General features: G+C 62.1%; 12 protein-coding genes. 3 read left to right on the forward strand and 9 right to left on the reverse strand.

Features of this window, described 5'->3' with window-relative positions; all coding sequences use genetic code 11:
* Positions 1-3 precede the first annotated feature (3 nt).
* The 7 genes from AB4N73_RS03930 to AB4N73_RS03960 form a co-directional block, all read right to left on the reverse strand.
* Positions 4-2715 (reverse strand): nitrate reductase, encoded by a 2712-nt coding sequence (locus AB4N73_RS03930; protein WP_460142935.1) that lies wholly within the window; start codon positions 2713-2715, stop codon positions 4-6.
* Positions 2715-3032 (reverse strand): nitrite reductase small subunit NirD, encoded by a 318-nt coding sequence (gene nirD / locus AB4N73_RS03935; RefSeq protein WP_041479130.1) that lies wholly within the window; start codon positions 3030-3032, stop codon positions 2715-2717. Before nirD ends, AB4N73_RS03930 begins: the two co-directional genes overlap by 1 nt.
* Entirely contained in the window at positions 3029-5482 is a 2454-nt protein-coding gene (gene nirB, locus AB4N73_RS03940) for a nitrite reductase large subunit NirB (protein ID WP_460142936.1), read from the reverse strand. The genes nirD and nirB overlap by 4 nt, the downstream gene beginning before the upstream one ends.
* A gap of 418 nt (positions 5483-5900) precedes the next feature.
* Complete coding sequence (locus AB4N73_RS03945) at positions 5901-7571, reverse strand: protein kinase domain-containing protein (protein ID WP_460142937.1); 1671 nt, start codon at positions 7569-7571, stop codon at positions 5901-5903.
* Between the two features lie 7 nt (positions 7572-7578).
* Positions 7579-8790, reverse strand: a complete 1212-nt coding sequence (locus AB4N73_RS03950; RefSeq protein ID WP_305382544.1) for a nitrate/nitrite transporter — start codon at positions 8788-8790, stop codon at positions 7579-7581.
* Between the two features lie 431 nt (positions 8791-9221).
* A complete protein-coding gene (locus tag AB4N73_RS03955; RefSeq protein WP_007916390.1) occupies positions 9222-9797 on the reverse strand; it encodes an ANTAR domain-containing response regulator in 576 nt (191 codons plus the stop codon).
* Between the two features lie 15 nt (positions 9798-9812).
* Entirely contained in the window at positions 9813-11024 is a 1212-nt protein-coding gene (locus AB4N73_RS03960) for a CmpA/NrtA family ABC transporter substrate-binding protein (protein WP_460142938.1), read from the reverse strand.
* A gap of 218 nt (positions 11025-11242) precedes the next feature.
* On the opposite strand from AB4N73_RS03960, the gene AB4N73_RS03965 reads away from it, so the two are divergent.
* Positions 11243-12262, forward strand: a complete 1020-nt coding sequence (locus AB4N73_RS03965; protein WP_460142939.1) for a quinone-dependent dihydroorotate dehydrogenase — start codon at positions 11243-11245, stop codon at positions 12260-12262.
* A 298-nt stretch (positions 12263-12560) separates the two neighbouring features.
* Here AB4N73_RS03965 and rmf read toward each other — a convergent pair whose 3' ends face one another.
* Positions 12561-12776, reverse strand: a complete 216-nt coding sequence (gene rmf, locus AB4N73_RS03970) for a ribosome modulation factor (RefSeq protein WP_003223300.1) — start codon at positions 12774-12776, stop codon at positions 12561-12563.
* Between the two features lie 530 nt (positions 12777-13306).
* On the opposite strand from rmf, the gene rlmKL reads away from it, so the two are divergent.
* Together rlmKL and AB4N73_RS03980 are read left to right on the forward strand one after the other, a co-directional pair.
* Entirely contained in the window at positions 13307-15577 is a 2271-nt protein-coding gene (gene rlmKL, locus AB4N73_RS03975; RefSeq protein ID WP_024012311.1) for a bifunctional 23S rRNA (guanine(2069)-N(7))-methyltransferase RlmK/23S rRNA (guanine(2445)-N(2))-methyltransferase RlmL, read from the forward strand.
* Positions 15578-15721: 144 nt separating this feature from the next.
* On the forward strand, positions 15722-18106 hold the full coding sequence (locus tag AB4N73_RS03980) for a sensor domain-containing diguanylate cyclase (RefSeq protein ID WP_460142940.1): 2385 nt from the start codon (positions 15722-15724) through the stop codon (positions 18104-18106).
* 159 nt (positions 18107-18265) lie between these two features.
* On the opposite strand, the gene dacB is transcribed toward AB4N73_RS03980, so the two are convergent.
* Entirely contained in the window at positions 18266-19726 is a 1461-nt protein-coding gene (dacB, locus tag AB4N73_RS03985; protein ID WP_041479117.1) for a D-alanyl-D-alanine carboxypeptidase/D-alanyl-D-alanine endopeptidase, read from the reverse strand.
* Positions 19727-19955: the final 229 nt, after the last annotated feature.

The raw sequence follows: 19955 nt of genomic DNA on the forward strand, positions 1-19955 counted from the left end.
TCGTTAAATGACCGCGATCGGCCGCGCTTCGGCAGCCAGCAGACGCTTGATTTCCGGCACGCAGGAACCGCATTGCGTGCCGCATCGGAGATTGTTTTTCAGGCCTTGCAGATCCAGTCCCTGGCGAATGCCGGCGCAGACTGCGTTGAGACTGACGTTTTCGCAATTGCACAAGGTCTTGTCGCTCGCAATGGCGCCGACAGCGCCCGGCGGCGCGCTCATCGGCGCGAGCAGCCAGCGCCGCAGTTGTTGGTCGGCGCGGCCCTCCAGCCACAGGCTTTGCAGCCAGTGTTGCGCAAGGGTTTCGCCGGCCAGGCGAATCGCGGTGATACGTTCGTTTTCGATACGCACCCGCTTGCCGATGGCTCGGCGAGGGTCGTCATAGGCCAGAACCGGGCCATCCTGCAGTGACAGACACTGGTCGATCTCACCCAGCAGCTGTGGATCCGGCGCCTGGCCGTGTGCAGCGCGTATCAGCAACGCAGGCCGCTCACGACCGACAAGGCTGAGGCTGACGTAGGAAAACGCCTCACACAGCGGCCGTAGCGTCTCGAAATGCCGTTGAACATCACCCTCGATCAAGGCGAACAGTTGCCACGGCAGGTTGACTGCCTCCAGACGCACGCCGCTGTGCTTGAGCTCCGGTTGCTTGGACAGCGGATCAAACGCCGGCAAGGTCAGCTTGTTAACACCGCCCTTAAGATAGCGATCGCCCCAGTGCATCGGCAGAAACGCCTGGCCCGGACGCACGCTGTCGTCGCTGCCGACCGCAACAATCAGGGCGCCACGGCGGCTTTTCAGATTGACCAGATCACCGGGCTGCAAGCGGTGCCGACGCATTTCGTCAGGGTGCAGGCTCAGCACGGCTTCGCTGACGTGGCCGAACAATTGCGCGGCGGTGCCGGTGCGGCTCATGCCGTGCCACTGGTCACGCAGGCGACCGGTGATCAACGTCAGCGGGAAGCGCGCGTCGCGTTGTTCCTTGGCGGCGCGGTACGGATCGGCAATGAATTGCGCGCGACCATTGGCTGTAGGGAAAATGCCGTCGCCGTACAAGCGTGGCGTGCCTTGGCGGGCGCCGGCAGGGAAGGGCCATTGCTGCGGACCGATCTCGTCGATCAAGGCATGACTGATTCCGCACAGATCCAGGTCTCGCCCTTGGGTCAGCAGTTTGAATTCATCAAACAACTGCGAAGGCTGATCGAAAGCGAACAGACTTGGCTGCCGAGGACGCAGACGTTTCTCCAGACGCTGTGCGAAATCCACCGTGATGGCCCAGTCCGGCCGCGCTTCGCCCGGTGCGACAACCGCTTTGCGCACGTGGGAAATGCGCCGTTCGGAGTTGGTCACCGAACCTTCTTTCTCGCCCCAACTGGCGGCGGGTAACAGCAGGTCGGCAAATGCAGCGGTTTCGGTGGTCCGAAAGGCTTCCTGCAACACTACAAAAGGGCAGGCCTCAAGCGCTGCGCGGACTGCGCTCTGGTCTGGCATCGATTGCGCCGGGTTGGTACAGGCGATCCACAGTGCTTTGATTTTGCCGCTGCGCAGGTTTTCGAACAGTTCGATGGCGCTCAGGCCCGGCGCCTCGGGCAAGCTCTCGACGCCCCAGTACGCCGCCACTTCGGCGCGATGTTTCGGGTTGGCGGCATCGCGATGGCCCGGCAACAGATTGGACAGACTGCCGGTTTCCCGCCCACCCATGGCATTTGGCTGACCCGTCAGGGAGAAAGGTCCTGCACCGGGTCGGCCGATTTGCCCGGTGGCCAGGTGCAGATTGATCAGCGCACTGTTTTTTGCGCTGCCGGCGGTGGACTGATTCAGGCCCATGCACCACAGCGACAGGAAGCTCGGCGCAGTGCCGACCCATTCTGCGCATTGCTGCAGTTGTTCGATGCTGATGCCGCACAGTTGCGCAACCATCTGCGGGGTGTAATCGCGGACCAGCGTCTTGAGTTCGGCGAGGCCGTCGGCGTGCGCCTTGATGAAATCGCGATCGATCCAGTCTTCCCACAACAGCAGATGCAAAATCCCATGGAACAAGGCGACATCGGTGCCCGGAAGAATCGCCAGATGCAGGTCAGCCAAATCGCAGGTATCGGTACGACGCGGGTCGATTACGATGACTTTCATCTGCGGGCGACGGGATTTGGCTTCCTCCAGCCGACGGAAAAGTACCGGATGGGCGTAGGCCATGTTACTGCCGACGATCATCACGCAGTCGCTCAGCTCCAGGTCTTCGTAACTGCACGGCGGTGCGTCGGCGCCGAGGCTGCGTTTGTAGCCGACCACCGCCGAGGACATGCACAGCCGCGAATTGCTGTCGATGTTGTTGGTGCGGACCAGCGCCCGCGCCAGTTTGTTGAAGGCGTAGTAGTCCTCGGTGAGCAACTGCCCGGAGATGTAGAACGCCACGCTGTCCGGGCCGTGTTCGGCGATGGTTTCGGCAAACACGTTGGTCGCGTGGTCGAGGGCGGTATCCCAGTCAGTACGGCTGCGCGCCAGGCCTTTGCCCAGGCGCAGTTCCGGGTACAAGGCGCGGGCGGCGAGGTCGCCGGTCAGGTGCAGCGTCGAGCCTTTGCTGCACAGTTTGCCGAAGTTGGCCGGGTGCGCCGGATCGCCGCTGACGCCGAGGATGCGCTCGCCGTCATGCTCGATCAGTACGCCGCAGCCGACCCCGCAGTAACAGCAGGTCGAGGCGGTCGTCTGGCGGTTCATCAGATGGCGTCCCGCAGGGCCAGTTGCACCCGGCCATTCTCGACCCGCGCCGGATGATGGTGCGCACAGCCGATGTCCGGCGCCTGGGCTTCGCCGGTTGCGAGGTCGATCTGCCAGTTGTGGAGCGGGCAGGCCACGCGCTTGCCGTAGATCAGGCCTTGCGACAATGGCCCACCCTTGTGCGGGCAGCGATCATCGAGGGCGAAAACCTCGTCGTCGCTTGTACGAAAAATCGCGATGTCTCCTTTCGGCCCGGCAATGATCCGCGAACCGAGGGCGTTGATCTCTTCCAGCGCACAGATGTCGAGCCAGTTCATGCCGGCACCTCCAGGTTTTTCACGGGGATCACGTCGAATTCTTTCTTCAGTTGCGGCTGCGCCAGGCGCTCTTTCCATGGGTCCTGTTCGAACGACAGGGAGAATTGCAGGCGCTCGTTGAGGGCCTTGCGCCGCTCGGCGTCTTCGAGCACGTTCTTCTTGATGTGCTCCATGCCGACCCGTTGCAGGTAGTGCACGGTGCGCTCAAGGTAGAAGGCTTCTTCGCGGTAGAGCTGGAGGAATGCGCCGTTGTATTCACGGACTTCCTCGGCAGTCTTGAGCTTGACGAAGAACTCGGCGACTTCGGTCTTGATCCCGCCGTTGCCACCGATGTACATCTCCCAGCCGGAGTCGACGCCGATAATTCCTACGTCCTTGATGCCCGCTTCCGAGCAGTTCCGTGGGCAACCGGACACCGCCAGCTTCACTTTGTGCGGCGACCACATGTTGAACAGGTCGTGCTCGAGTTCGATGCCCAGTTGCGTCGAGTTCTGCGTGCCGAAGCGGCAGAACTCGCTGCCAACGCAGGTTTTCACCGTGCGGATGGATTTGCCGTAGGCGTGGCCGGACGGCATGTCGAGGTCTTTCCAGACGCCGGGCAGATCCTGTTTCTTGATCCCCAGCAAGTCGATGCGCTGACCGCCGGTGACCTTGACCATCGGCACGTTGTACTTGTCGGCCACATCGGCGATCCGCCGCAGTTCCGATGGGTTGGTCACGCCGCCCCACATGCGCGGCACCACCGAATAGGTGCCGTCCTTCTGAATGTTGGCGTGTGCGCGTTCGTTGATCAGGCGCGATTGCGGATCGTCCTTGGCCTCGCCCGGCCAGGTGGAAATCAGGTAGTAGTTGAGCGCCGGGCGACAGGTCGCGCAGCCATTCGGTGTGCGCCAGTTCAGGTAACTCATGGTCTCGGCGATGGTCAGCAGGTGTTCCTGGCGGATCGCCTGACGAATCTGCCCGTGGTTGAGGTCGCTGCAACCGCAGATGGCTTTTTCGCTTTTCGGTTTGACGTCCGCCGCGCCGCCCACGGTATTGATCAGAATTTGCTCGACCAGACCGGCGCAGGAACCGCAGGAGCTGGCAGCCTTGGTGTGTTTCTTCACTTCATCGACGCTGAACAGGCCGTGTTCCTGGATCGCCTTGACGATGGTGCCCTTGCACACACCATTGCAGCCGCAGACTTCGGCGCTGTCGGCCATGACCATGGCTTTGTCCTGGCCCTGATGTCCTACGTCGCCTAATGCATGTTCTCCAAACATCAGGTGATCGCGGATTTCGCCGATGGCGTGATTCTCACGAATCTGCCGGAAATACCAACCGCCATCTGCCGTATCGCCGTACAGACAGGCGCCGACCAGCACGTCATCCTTGATCACCAGTTTTTTGTACACACCGCCGATCGGGTCGGAGAGGGTGATGGTCTCGGTGCCTTCGCCGCCCATGAAGTCGCCGGCGGAGAACAGGTCGATGCCGGTGACTTTCAATTTGGTCGAGGTCACTGAACCCTGATAGCGAGCGAAACCCAGTTGCGCGAGGTGATTGGCGCAGACCTTGGCCTGTTCGAACAGCGGTGCAACCAGACCGTAGGCGATGCCGCGATGGCTGGCGCATTCGCCGATTGCGTAGATGCGCGGGTCGTAGGTTTGCAGGGTGTCGTTGACCAGAATCCCGCGATTGCACGGAATGCCGGCCTTTTCTGCCAGTTCAGTGTTGGGACGGATGCCGGCGGCCATCACCACCAGATCGGCAGGGATGATGTCGCCGTTCTTGAACTGCACCGAGCCGACCCGGCCATTACCGGCGTCGTGCAGGGCTTGGGTCTGTTCGCACAGGCGAAAATGCAGGCCACGGGATTCCAGCGCCGATTGCAGAAGCTGGCCGCTGGTCTTGTCCAGTTGCCGCTCCAGCAGCCATTCGCCGAGGTGCACCACGGTCACGTGCATGCCGCGCAGCATCAGGCCGTTGGCCGCTTCGAGGCCGAGCAGACCGCCGCCGATGACCACGGCGTGCTTGTGGGTCCTGGCGGTGTCGATCATGGCCTGGGTGTCGGCGATGTCGCGGTAACCGATCACGCCCTGCAAAGTGTTGCCGGGGATTGGCAGGATGAACGGAGTCGAGCCGGTGGCGATCAGCAGACGGTCGTACTCGGCTTCGGTGCCGTCCTCGGCGATCACTCGGCGTTTGACCCGGTCGATCTCCACCACTTTGCGGTTGAGCAGCAACTTGATGTTGTTTTCCAGGTACCAGTCGAGGTCGTTGAGGACGATCTCTTCGAAGGTCTGCTCACCGGCCAGCACCGGCGACAACAGGATGCGGTTGTAGTTGGTGTGCGGTTCGGCGCCGAAGACGGTGATGTCGTAGAGCTCGTCGCTCAGCTTGAGCAGTTCTTCCAGGGTACGGACCCCGGCCATGCCATTGCCGATCATCACCAGTTTGAGTTTTTTCATCAGGTTCTCCGGGAGCTGCGGCTGGCCTCTGGTGGGCCGTCGGGCCTTGCTCGACAAATTTTGCGCAAACAAAAAAAGGCGTCCCGCTAGTTGCCTAGCGAGGACGCCTTTGTCCTGGTCCCGTTCTCTCGGGAAGCGCAGCCTTCGTCGTTGAAGGATGGGCTGTATGTATGGTGAAAAGGGTAATGCAGTGGTTGTGCCAACTCGGGGGGACGCGGATTTATTGGGGATTGGGGTTGTGACAGGAGATTTTTTTGCACCGAATCGAGGCGTGTTGCTCGTTCGTGGCGCGTTAATTCTTGGGGTTATGCGGTGTGAAGCCGAATGCCTTCGCGAGCAGGCTCGCTCCCACAAGGTGTCTGCGAACGACACAAATTCCCTGTGGGAGCGAGCCTGCTCGCGAATGGCGCGGTGCGGTTCAACTGTGAAACAACAAAACCAGCAGCACCACATTCCCGAGCAATGCCAGAAGCGCCATGGTCCGCCAGACCTTCAACGGCTCCCGCTCCAACAAAGGCCGGGGCCGCACACTCAAACTTTGCCGCTCACCCTGTTCCAGCACCAGCAGCCACTCTTCAGCGGTTTCGAAGCGTTGCTGCGGATCGGCGGCGACGCCGCGTTCCAGACTTTGCGCCAGCCAGTCCGGCAGGTCCGGGCGATAGCGACTGGCACTCACCGGCACGCCAAATCGGGGCCGTTGGAACGCTTCGATCTCGCCATAAGGGAAATGCCCGGTGAGCAGGTAATAGAGAGTGACGCCGACTGAATACAAATCCTGCTGCGCATTCGGTGGTTCGCCACGAAACGCTTCGGGGGCGATAAAGCTTGGCGTTCCCGGCAGGGTCGACGGCGCGTCTTCCGACAGCCCGGGGCAGTAAGCCAGACCGAAATCCAGCAGGCGCAGCTCGCCGTCGTCACCTGACAGCAGGTTTTCCGGTTTGATGTCGCGGTGCAGAATCTGCCGCCGATGCAGCAGCCCGACCGCGCGCAATAGCCGCTCGGCGATGTCCTGCCACTGCGCCAGTGGCAACGGGCCGCTGTGTTGAAACACGTCGGCCAGCGTCGTCCCGGCGTATTCGCGCATCACGTAGTACAAATGCTGACGCTGAGTGCAGGCATGGATTTGCGGAAAATGCCGGCCGGCCACGCGCTTTAGGAACCATTCTTCCGACAGCAGCGCCTGCCCGGCTTGCGGATCGTCGGCCAGGCGCGTCGGCAAGGTCTTCAACAGCCAAGGCTGGCCCTGACTATCGAGCACGCGATACAGCAATGATTGCTGGCTCTGGCCGATGCCGCCTTGCACCTGCCAGCCTTCAAACGCTTGCCCGGGTTTCAGCGTTGGCGGCAGTGGCCATTGCTGCAATTGCACCAGCGCATCGCCGATGCTCGCTTCGCCCAGCGCATCGACGCGCACCAGCAGGGCACTGGCGTTGTCCTGACTGCCGGCCATATGCGCGGCGTTGACCAAGGTTTGCGCCGCGCTGGGCAGATCCGCTTGATCACGCAGAATCGCGGCGATCGCGGTATCGCCCAAGGTCGACCAGACGCCGTCGCTGAGCAGCACGAAGCTTTCGCCCTCACGCAGTTCGCCGTCGAGGAAATCCAGGACCAGATGCTGATCGAGCCCGAGCGCACGCTTGAGCACGTGTTGCATGCCCGGTTGCTCCCAGACGTGATCCTCGCTGATGCGCTGCAAGCGCTCGGCGTGCCAGCGATAGACCCGGCAATCGCCGACATGGGCGAGGGTGAAGCGTCGACCACGCATCACCAGCGCGCTGACCGTGGTCAGCAGCGGTTGCCCGCCGCCGTTGGCCTGCAGCCAGCGATTTTGCGCGAGCAGCAGGCGATCCAGCGCCTGGGCCACGCTCCAGGTTTCCGGCGTCGCGTAGTAGTCCAGCGCCAGGGCCTGCAAGGTCGAACGCGCGGCGAGGCCGCCATCGGCGCACTGGCTGACGCCGTCGGCGATGGCGAACAGATAACCCTTGCTCACCGCCAGTGCCGGCGCCGGTGTCACTGAACGCAGGGCGTCCTGATTCTCCGCGCGCGGGCCGGTGGCGCTGGCTTCGGCGAAACTCAGTTGCAGGGCCATTCGAGCCTCAGACCCGCGCCGCTGTCACCGCCGCCGAGCCCCAGGTGGTTCTCCAGCGACGCTTGACGCCGTGCAGGCCAAACCATGCCAGCACGCCGAGGCTGGCGAACAACCACAGCGCCAATTGATAGCTGCCGGTGCTTTGCTTGATCGCGCCCATACCGGCGGCGAGGGCGAAGCCGCCGATGCCGCCGGCCATGCCGATCAGCCCGGTCATCACGCCGATCTCCAGACGAAAACGCTGCGGCACCAATTGGAAAACCGCACCGTTGCCGGCGCCCAAGCCGAGCATGGTGCAGACGAAAAGCGCCAGCGCCGCGTAGGAACTTGGCAGATTGAAGCCCACCGCTGCGATGCAGATCGCAGCGACGGTGTACATCGCCAGCAAGGTGCGGATGCCGCCGAAGCGATCGGCCAGCGCGCCACCCAGCGGCCGCATCAGGCTGCCGCCGAACACGCAGGCAGCGGTGTAATAGCCGGCGGTCACCGGGCTCAGACCGTATTGATCGTTGAAGTAACCGGGCAGCGCGCTGGCCAGGCCGATGAAGCCGCCGAAGGTGACGCTGTAGAAAAACATGAACCACCAGCTGTCGCGATCACCGAGGGCCTTGAAGTAGTCGGCCATGGCTTTCGGTTTTGGCCGCTGCGGGGCGTTTTTTGCCAACAGGGCGAACAGCACCAAGGTCAGAACCAGCGGGATCAGGGCGAAACCGAAGACATTGCTCCAGCCGAACGCGGCGGCAATCACTGGCGCCAGCAGCGCGGCGAACACGGTGCCGGAGTTCCCCGCACCGGCGATGCCCATGGCTTTGCCTTGATGTTCTGGTGGATACCACTGCGAGGCCAGCGGCAGGGCCACGGCAAACGACGCGCCGGCCATGCCGAGGAACAGGCCGAGGATCAGCGCCTGTTCATAACTGTGGATGCCGAGTTTCCAGGCGCCGAACAGCGCGCAGATGACGATGACCTGGCCGATCAGTCCGGCGGTCTTCGGCGACAAGCGATCGGCGAGCATGCCCATGGCGAAGCGCAACACCGCGCCGGCGAGAATTGGCGTGGCGACGACGAGGCCGCGCTGCTGGGTGGTCAGGTGCAGGTCGGCGGCAATCTGCACCGCCAGCGGGCCGAGCAGGTACCAGACCATGAAGCTCAGGTCGAAATACAGGAAGGCCGCGAACAGGGTCGGGGTATGGCCGGATTTCCAGAAGTTTGAATTCATCGCGCACCTCGGCTGAAAAGAGTCTCGAAAGGAGTCATGCACAGCAGGTGGAGCGCCTCACGGCCGCACCACCGGCCCCGTTCTGTGGGGCCAAAACGCAAAAACGCCGCTACCTGATTCGCCGAGGGGCGAACGGGGTGAGCGACGTCTTTGTCGTAGGTGGGGCAACCGCCGTTGGTTACCTGTGCGGTTTACTTAGCGAGATTTGTGCCAACAGCTGAAAAGCGAAAGCCCCTCACCCTAGCCCTCTCCCAGAGGGAGAGGGAACCGAGCGGGGGATGGCCGAATCATTTGCCGATCTGAACGATTTCGAGTGAATCCATAATCGACTCGGTCGTTCAGGTCGGCGGACAGCGCCAGACAACGCGGTCGGTCCCCTCTCCCTCCGGGAAAGGGCTAGGGTGAGGGGCTCTTGATTTGCAGCGAAAACTTCAGCCCAGCAACTCGCTCATGGCAATGATCTGCTCCGCCACCTGAATCAGCTTCTGCTGGCGGCTCATCGCCTGGCGGCGCATCAGCGTATAGGCCTCTTCCTCGTTGCAGTCCTTCATCTTCATCAGCAACCCCTTGGCCAGTTCGATGCGCTTGCGCTCGGCCAGTTGCTGATCGCGCGCCTGCAATTGCGCGCGCAAGGCCTGGTCACTCTCGAAGCGCGCCATCGCCACGTCGAGAATCGGCTGCAACCGTTGTGCGTGAATGCCTTCGACGATGTAGGCACTGACCCCGGACTTGATCGCCTGACGCATCACCCCCGGGTCATGTTCGTCGGTAAACATCACAATCGGCCGGGGCTGGTCGCGGCTGACCAGCACTACTTGCTCCATAACATCGCGGCTCGGTGACTCGGTATCGATCAGGATCACGTCCGGGCGCACTGTTTCGACGCGCGCCGGCAGGTCGATGGTCAGGCCGGACTCGTCGATTACCTCGAAGCCGGCCTCGGTCAGCGCCGCTTTCAGGCGTCCGACTTTTTTCGCGGTGTCGTTGATCAGCAGAATGCGCAACATGTTCGCGGTCTCCTGTCAGCGCTGGGCGAGAAGGGGGGCGGTGTCGCTCAGGGCATGCAGCTTGAAACTGCGCGCATAGCCCGCCGGGTCGCTGCCGTCCCAGACCTTGCCGTCGAGCAACTGGCTGCTGCGCAGGTCTGCGTACGAAGTCGCAACGCCGACCGCGCTGGCGGCCTCGCGATACAGATCCAGGCGCTGAACCTGACGGGCGACGGCCAGATAATCCGGATCCTCGCGCAACAGACCCCAGCGACGAAACTGGGTCATGAACCACATGCCGTCGGAGAGGTACGGCAGATTGACCTCGCCACCGCCGTGAAAACGCAGCGCATGCGAGTCCTGCCAGCGATTGCCGAGGCCGTCGGCGTAATCCCCCATGAAACGCGGCTCGATGCACGGGGTGGGGGTGTCGAGGTATTCGGCGGCACTGAGCAATTGCGCGGTGCTGCGGCGGTTCTCCGGGCTTTCTTCGATGAAGCGGCTGGCCTCAAGGATGGCCATGACCAGCGCCCGCGCGGTGTTGGGGTATTGCTCGACAAATTCCCGGGTGCAACCGAGGACTTTTTCCGGGTGGTCGGGCCAGATGCTCTGGCTGGTCGCCAGGGTGAAACCGAGATTCTGCTGCACGGCGCTGGCCGCCCACGGTTCGCCGACGCAAAAGCCGTCGATGCGCCCGGCTCGCAGGTGCGCGACCATTTGCGGCGGCGGCACTACCACGCTGTCGACGTCCTGCAACGGATGAATGCCCTGGCTCGCCAGCCAGTAATAAAGCCACATCGCATGGGTGCCGGTGGGAAAGGTCTGGGCGAAGGTCAGTTTTGCGCGGCTTTGGTGCACGTGCCGATCGAGCGCTTCAGGACTGTTCACGCCAGCCTGTTGCAAGCCATGGGACAGGTTCAGGCTCTGGCCATTCTGGTTCAGGCCCATCAGCACCGCCATGTCGGTCGGGGCAACGCCGCCGATGCCCAGGTGCACCGCATAAATCAGCCCGTACAGACTGTGCGCGGCATCCAGTTCGCCGCTGACCAGTTTGTCGCGCAGGTTGGCCCATGAGGCCTGACGTTTGAGGTTCAGCGTCAGGCCGTAGGGTTGGGCGAAGCCCTGGGTGGCGGCGACCACCACCGAGGCGCAGTCGCTCAGCGCCATGAAGCCGAGATTGATCGCGCTCTTTTCCGGCGCATCGCTGCCATTGACCCAGGCCAGAGGCCCCAAGGACGTTTCGTTCATACGCTACCTCAAAAAAAACGTCGTCCCGGATTCTGCGCAGGCAAAACCCGGGGACGACGCCATTGTCCTGGCCTGCGCGCCGTCATTGGTCGGCAGACTGATGAGCAGGGTGGTGCAAGGCATATGCCAGTCGCCTGATTCGCGCAGGCGCCTCGCGCCGGGGGACGATGCCCGGCTATAATCGCCGCCTCTTTTCGCCGCCCGAGTCATTGCCGCCCATGTACACCCTGGCCCGTCAGCTGTTGTTCAAACTTTCCCCGGAAACCTCCCACGATCTGTCGCTGGATCTGATCGGCGCGGGTGGACGTTTGGGCCTCAACGGCTTGCTGTGCAAGGCACCGGCGAAAATGCCGGTGACCGTCATGGGCCTGCAGTTCCCGAACCCGGTAGGGCTGGCGGCAGGTCTGGACAAGAACGGCGCGGCCATCGACGGCTTTGCGCAGTTGGGTTTCGGCTTTGTCGAAATCGGTACCGTGACCCCGCGTCCGCAGCCGGGTAACCCGAAACCACGGATCTTCCGCCTGCCGGAAGCCGAGGCGATCATCAACCGCATGGGCTTCAACAACCTTGGCGTGGATAACCTGCTGGCGCGGGTCGCTGCGGCGAAATACCAGGGCGTGCTGGGCATCAATATCGGCAAGAACTTCGACACCCCGGTCGAGCGCGCGGTCGACGATTACCTGATCTGCCTGGACAAGGTTTACGCCCACGCCAGCTACGTCACCGTCAACGTCAGCTCGCCAAACACCCCGGGCCTGCGCAGCCTGCAGTTCGGTGACTCGCTCAAGCAATTGCTCGCTGATCTGGCCACGCGTCGCGCCGAACTGGCCCTGCGTCACGGCAAGCATGTGCCGCTGGCGATCAAGATCGCGCCGGACATGACCGACGAAGAAACTGCGCAGGTCGCCCAGGCGTTGATCGAAACCGGCATGGATGCGGTGATCGCCACCAATACGACTTTGAGCCGTGTCGGCGTCGAAGGCATGGAGCATGGCGACGAGGCGGGCGGTCTGTCGGGTGCGCCGGTGCGTGAAAAGAGCACCCATACCGTGAAGGTGCTGGCGGGCGAATTGGCCGGGCGTTTGCCGATCATTGCTGCGGGCGGGATTACCGAGGGCAAGCACGCGGCGGAGAAGATCACGGCCGGTGCAAGCCTGGTGCAGATCTATTCGGGCTTCATCTACAAAGGCCCGGCGCTGATTCGTGAATCGGTAGACGCCATCGCCGCGTTGCGCTGAGGATTGCCGAGGCCTTGGGGAGCCTTTGTGGCGAGGGGATTTATCCCCGCTGGGCTGCTCAGCAGCCCCAAACCTTCCACAGTGATATGCCAGGTAGATTGAAGTTCGGACTTCGCGACTGCTGCGCAGCCGAGCGGGGATAAATCCCCTCGCCACGTGGATCCCGGTTAACCCTTTTTGCAGGCATAAAAAAGGGCTCCTCGAAGGAGCCCCTGGGCCGTAGCCCGCCGTCCGGGAAGGACGTGCGTGGTTAATTCAATGCAAATTCAGATTGTCGTGTCGGAATAAATGCCCTGTGTCAGCCGACGGCGTGAAGTTCGTTGAGTCTGTGGATTCCCGCAGTGCCGGTCATACCGTCCCAGTTGTCGCCGCGTCCTTCTCGCCAGCCGTTGATCCAGGCTTGACGTACCGACGGTAGAGTAAATGGGCAAAGCTCACGGGATTTGCCACCAACGCCATATTGATATCCGCGCAAAAATGCTCTTTCCAACGGATCACGCTTAAGTCTTCTCATAGGGTGTTTCCCTCACTTGTTGACTGTAGTGTCGCGTTGACCTCAATTGAGGTCTGGCAGAAAAAACCTGCCATCGTGCGGCTCGCTGCCGGCGTGGCGAGCCAAGGTGTTGACGCCGTTGCGACGTCAACCTGTGCTCAGTTCTAACCAATGAGTCACACCGAGGGAATGATCGTTTTGTCATAAGCACGTAACGTAAAGGATGCTATGGCGATAAGTAACCGCGTATTTATTCAACGTTCATTGCGCAAACCCCGGTATGATCGGCGCCCCGCTGACTCAGGGGGTTAATCCTTTAGTGAGAATGACCCACGTTTGCGCTTGGGTAATATTCGACGAAGGGTCGCTTTCAGTCTTTTTGTTTCACCAACTTTTTTATCTGTCCCGGCATCTAAGCTCTTTTAACCCGAGCAGCGGGGATGGAACGGCACACCTTCGTGCCACGCGGGCGCTCTTTCAGAAAAGCGCCTGATTGAAAACCGGGTCGGCAATGCGTTGCCGGCCCACTAGCCAAAGGCTCTGGAATTACCATGTCCGATCGTTTCGAACTCTTCCTCACTTGCCCCAAAGGCCTTGAAGGCCTGCTCATCGAGGAAGCCGTCGGGCTTGGCCTTGAAGAAGCGCGCGAGCACACCTCCGCCGTGCGTGGCATGGCGACCATGGAAACCGCTTATCGCCTGTGCCTCTGGTCGCGTCTGGCCAACCGTGTGTTGCTGGTGCTCAAGCGTTTCCCGATGAAGGACGCCGAAGACCTCTACCACGGCGTGCTCGACATCGACTGGCAGGATCACATGCTCAGCGACGGCACCCTGGCCGTCGAATTCAGCGGCCACGGCTCGGGCATCGACAACACCCACTTCGGCGCGCTGAAAGTCAAAGATGCCATCGTCGACAAACTGCGCACGCCACAGGGCGATCGTCCATCCATCGACAAACTCAACCCGGACCTGCGCATTCACCTGCGACTGGATCGCGGCGAAGCGATTCTGTCCCTCGACCTGTCCGGCCACAGCCTGCACCAGCGTGGCTATCGCTTGCAGCAGGGTGCGGCGCCGCTGAAGGAAAACCTCGCGGCGGCAATCCTCATTCGTTCCGGTTGGCCGCGCATTGCCGCCGAAGGTGGCGCACTGGCTGACCCGATGTGCGGTGTCGGTACGTTCCTCGTCGAAGCGGGGATGATCGCTGCCGACATGGCGCCGAACCTGCGTCGCGAGCAGTGGGGCTTTACCGCGTGGCTCGGTCATGTGCCGGCACTGTGGAAAAAACTCCACGAAGAAGCCGTCGAGCGTGCCGCCGCCGGTCTGGCCAAACCGCCGCTGTGGATTCGCGGTTACGAAGCCGATCCACGACTGATTCAGCCAGGCCGCAATAACGTTGAGCGCGCCGGCCTCAGCGAGTGGATCAAGATCTACCAGGGCGAAGTGGCGACCTTCGAGCCGCGCCCGGACCAGAACCAGAAAGGTCTGGTCATCTGCAACCCGCCGTACGGCGAGCGTCTCGGTGACGAAGCCAGCCTGCTGTATCTCTACCAGAATCTCGGCGAGCGTCTGCGTCAGGCCTGCCTGAACTGGGAAGCGGCGGTGTTCACCGGCGCCCCGGATCTGGGCAAGCGCATGGGTATCCGCAGCCATAAGCAGTATTCGTTCTGGAACGGCGCGCTGCCGTGCAAACTGCTGCTGATCAAGGTTCTGCCGGATCAGTTCGTCACTGGCGAACGTCGCACCCCGGAACAGCGCCAGGCCGAGCGCGAGCAAGCGGCTTACGACCAGACCCCGGACGAGCCGCAAGAGCGCAAGTTCAACAAGAACGGCAACCCGATCAAGCCGACGCCAGCCCCGGCGCCAGTGATCGAACAGCCGCGCCTGAGCGAAGGCGGGCAGATGTTTGCCAATCGCTTGCAGAAAAATCTCAAGGCAATGGGCAAGTGGGTCAAGCGCGAAGGCATCGATTGCTACCGCGTTTACGATGCCGACATGCCGGAATACGCGATGGCCATCGACCTGTACCACGACTGGGTGCACGTTCAGGAATACGCCGCGCCGAAATCCATCGACCCGGAAAAAGCCTCGGCGCGCATGTTCGATGCGCTGGCGGCCATTCCGCAGGCGTTGAACGTCGACAAGAACCGCGTGGTGGTCAAGCGCCGCGAGCGCCAGAGCGGCACCAAGCAGTACGAGCGTCAGGCTGCGCAGGGCAAGTTCGTCGAGGTCAATGAAGGTGGTGTGAAGTTGCTGGTCAACCTCACCGACTACCTCGACACCGGCCTGTTCCTCGATCACCGGCCGATGCGCATGCGTATCCAGAAAGAGGCGGCCGGCAAGCGCTTCCTCAATCTGTTCTGCTACACCGCGACCGCCAGCGTACACGCGGCCAAGGGCGGCGCGCGCAGCACCACCAGCGTCGACCTGTCGAAAACCTATCTGGACTGGGCGCGCCGCAACCTGTCGCTGAACGGCTTCTCGGACAAGAACCGTCTGGAGCAGGGTGATGTGATGGCGTGGCTGGAAAGCAGCCGCGACGAATACGACCTGATCTTCATCGACCCGCCGACGTTCTCCAACTCCAAGCGCATGGAAGGCATCTTCGACGTACAGCGCGATCAGGTGCAGTTGATCGACTTGGCGATGGCGCGGCTGGCACCGGGTGGCGTGCTGTATTTCTCCAACAACTTCCGCAAGTTCCAGTTGGAGGAAAACCTCGCCGAGCGTTATGCGGTCGAGGAAATCAGTGCGCAGACCATTGATCCGGATTTCGCCCGCAATACCAAGATCCACCGCGCCTGGAAAATCACGGCTCGTTGACGCTTTCACTGGTTGGATCCACAGAGCCTTGATTTTTAACGGCTCGGTGGATCCAGCGGTGCTGGCTAAATTAGTGGCTAATAGCTATAACTCACACACCGCCAATGGGGTTTTCCCGTGAATCTGGCGGAGTGAGTCGTGCTTATGCCGTTGCACCCCGTGCGCCCGAAAATCCTCGGTTTCATCAGTGAAGACGTCTCAGCCTGGCTGGTCGCTTTGCTGGTGTTGCTTGCCGGCGGGATTCTCACCGGGCTGCTCGCGTGGGGCACCTTCAACCAGTTTCAGCAACAATCGCGTCAGCGCTTTCAACTGCTGGCCAACGAACGCTACAGCCGTATCGCCGAACGTTTTCACGACCAGGAGCAACGTCTCGATAGTCTGCGCCGGTTCTTCGCCAACTCCGAATCGGTGTCCCGCGCCGAATTCGACGGCTACTCCCGCCCTTTATTGCTGCGCACCCAAGCCTATACCTATGCCCCGAGAGTCAGTGGTGCCGAACGCGCCGCGTTCGAACAGCAGGTGCGTGACGAAGGCCTGAGCAACTTCACCATTCGCGAGCTCGACGCCAATGGCGAGCTGCAACTGGCGGCAGCGCGCGACGCATATGTGCCGGTGCTGTACACCCAGACCCAAAGCCGATTGGCGCCACCACTGGGTTATGACTTGCTCGCCCAACCCTTGCGCCGCGAAACCCTGCAACGCGCCGACCAGCTCGGCAGCATGGCGGTGTCGCAACCGATGCACCTGGTCGGGATTGAGCCGTCCTACGCGCGTGGGGTGTTGCTACTGGCGCCGGTCAGTCGCGCCGGAGAATCGCAGCCGTTCGGCTATGTGATGGCGGTGATCAGCATGCGCCAGTTGCTCGCCGATGGTTTGCCCGATGCCCTGCACGATTACCTGTCGGTGCGCATTCTCGACCTGTCGACCCAAGATCAGCACGAGGCGCTGTTCGAATCGAGCAACGAGGCGGTGCCCGGCGATCTGGCGGCGACGCGCTTGCTGCGCATGGCCGACCACGACTATCAGGTCGATATCCTTCCGAGCGAGGCGTTCATGCAGGCCAACCATTCGTCGGTGGGCAGCGTGATCATTCTTGGCGGCTTGCTCAGCGCATTGCTCAGCGCCTTGCTTTACGTGCTGGTCAGCCAGCGCCAGCGCGCGGTGCGGCTGGTCGAGGTGCGCACCCAGGAATTGCACGAGCGCGAGCAGGAACTGCGCGGCACCCACGGTCAGTTGCGCGGCGTGCTGAATGCCGCCACTCAGGTCGCGATCATTGCCACCGACCTGCGCGGCGTGATCAACACTTTCAATCCCGGTGCCGAGCAAATGCTCGGCTACAGCAGCGCCGAAGTGGTCGGGCGCATGACCCTGGAGAACCTGCATTTACCCAGGGAACTGGCGGCGCGTTCGGCCGAGTTGAGTGCGCGCTACGGCAAAAGCATCCCGACTTGCCACGCGATGCTGGTCGAGGGCGGCGAAGTCGGCGGCCATGAAGCACGCGAATGGACCATGGTGCGCAGCGATGGCAGTCATCTGCCGGTGAACATGCTCGCCACGCCGGTGCTTGACGAGCAAGGCCTGTGGGTCGGTCATCTGGCGATCTGCATCGACATCACCGAGCGCAAACGCGTGCACGAAGTGCTGGCAGCACGCGACACGTTGCTGAAGAAGCTCAGCGCCCATGTTCCGGGCGGCATTTACCAATTCAAAATGGAATTCGACGGACGCTTCAGCGTGATCTACGCCAGCGATGGCATCCGCGAAATCTACGAGCTGGAGCCGGATGTGCTGCTGCTCGACTCCGAGGCGATTTTCAGCCGCATTCACCCGCAGGACGCGATTCGCGTGCGCTCATCAATCCGCGAATCGGCGGAAAATCTCAGCCCGTGGCGCGAGGAATACCGCGTGCAACTGCCCGAGCGCGGCCTGCGCTGGGTGCGCGGCGAGGCGACGCCTGAAGAACTGCCGGGCGGCGGGGTGCTGTGGCACGGTTATATCTCGGATATCTCCGATCTCAAGCGCGTGGAAGAAGAATTGCGCGCGTTGTCGATCACCGATTCGCTGACCGGCATTCACAACCGTCGCTATTTCCAGGAACGCCTGACCACGGAGATGGCCCGGGTCGAGCGGGGCGGCGGCGAGTTGTCGGTAATCATGCTCGACATCGACCACTTCAAACGCATCAACGACCATTACGGCCACGCCGTCGGCGACCGTGTGCTGCAAGCAGTCTGCGAGCGAATTGGCCATCGTCTGCGTCGCACCGATGTGTTCTGCCGTTTGGGCGGCGAAGAGTTCATGGTGCTGTGCCCGGACATCGACGGCGAGCACGCGTACATGCTGGCGATGGAGTTGTGGGAAGGCCTGCGCAGCGCGCCGGTGGATGTGGTTGGCGTGGTCACCGCCAGTTTCGGCATCGCCAGCTGGCGGCCGGGGGAGGGCGCGGATGCGTTGTTGCTGCGCGCTGACTCAGGGGTTTACGCAGCGAAGCAGAATGGCCGGGATCGGGTTGAGCGGGAGATGAGCTGATTCGAACCTGACACCTGACCCTGTGGGGCAGAGGGGATCTGGCGCTGATTTTCTGTGGGAGCGAGCCTGCTCGCGAAAGCGGTGTGACAGTCACTGAACATGCTGACTGAACCGACGCCTTCGCGAGCAGGCTCGCTCCCTCAATTGCATCTGCTGCGCCTACAGCACCGAAGCGGTCTGCGGCAGTTTCGGCTGTTTGTACAGATCCAGCAGCACCTGATCGAGCACCGACGAGGCGCCGAACGGGGCCTTGTCGTTGAGGATCGCTACCACCGCCCAGGTATTGCCATTCACATCACGGCTGAAACCGGCGATCGCGCGCACGGTGTTCAGGGTGCCGGTCTTGACGTGGGCTTCGCCGCGCATCGCCGTGGTTTTCAGACGTTTGCGCATGGTGCCGTCGGTGCCGGCAATCGGCAGCGAGCTGATGTATTCGGCGGCGTACGGGCTGTGCCAGGCGGCCTGCAGCATGTTGGCCATTTCCCGCGCACTGACCCGCTCGGCCCGCGACAGACCAGAACCATTCTCCATCACCAGATGCGGCGCGGTGATGCCTTTCTTCGCCAGCCACTGACGCACCACGCGCTGCGCAGCCCGGGCGTCGTCACCGTCGGCATCGTTGCGGAAACGCTGGCCAAGGCTGAGGAACAGCTGCTGGGCCATGGTGTTGTTACTGTATTTGTTGATGTCGCGGATGATCTCGGCCAGATCCGGCGAGTACGCGCGGGCAAGCAGTTTGGCGCTGCTCGGCGTCGGCGCCAGACGATCCTTGCCCTGAATGCTGCCACCCAGTTCCTTCCAGATCGCCCGCACGGCGCCGGCGGTGTAGGTCGCGTGGTCGAGCAGTGACAGATAAGTCTGCGAGCTGCAGCCTTCGCCCAACTGGCCGCCGACGGTTACGGTCACGCTGCCATCGGCCTGCGGCACCGGGTTGTAGCGCACGCCGCCGGTGCATTGCTTGGACGGCAGGGCTTTGACGGTGTTTTCGATGCGGATGTTCGCGATCGGCGGCTCCACGGAAATCAACACGCGGCCACCGTCATTGCGCGCAACAAAGCGCAGGGCCTTGAGGTTGACCAGCAGCGAGTCGGGCTTGACCAGGAACGGCTTGTTGTCGTCGTTGCCGTCATCGTTGAATTCCGGCAATTGCGGCTGCACGAAGAAGTTGCGGTCGAGGATCAGATCGCCGGTGATCTGGGTCACGCCGTTGGCGCGCAGGTCGCGCATCAACAGCCAGAGTTTCTCCATGTTCAGCTTCGGGTCACCGCCGCCCTTGAGGTAGAGGTTGCCGTTGAGAATGCCGCCGCTCAGGGTGCCATCGGTGTAGAACTCGGTTTTCCACTGATGGTTGGGGCCGAGCATTTCCAGCGCCGCGTAAGTGGTGACCAGTTTCATCGTCGAGGCCGGATTGACCGAGACGTCGGCGTTGAACACGGTCGGCGTGCCCGGACCGTCGAGCGGCACCATCACCAGCGACAGCGCAGTGGGCTGCAGCTTGCTGGCTTTGAGGGCTTTTTCGACGTTCGGGGTGAGGGAAGTGTTGATGGTGGCAGCGGAGACAGGCAGGGCCAGAGGCAGAAGAAGGCCGGCGAGAAACAGTGGACGCAACGATTTGATCATATGCAATAAAACCCTGCAAAAGAGGGGAAAAAAGACGAGGACATGGATGAAAAGGCCCTCAGTGGTCATGAAAGTGTCGGCATTATGCCCCAAGCTGTAACAGCTTGTGCCGTGTCGCGACCGGCCAATCGCTTATTTTTTTACAGGCGGTCGGCCGCAGCGACCAGAGAGTCGGGCAATCGCCGGCTTAAACTGGTAAAGTGCCGGCCGTTATTACTTAAGAGGATTG

The organism is Pseudomonas sp. S3_B08 (assembly GCF_054667725.1).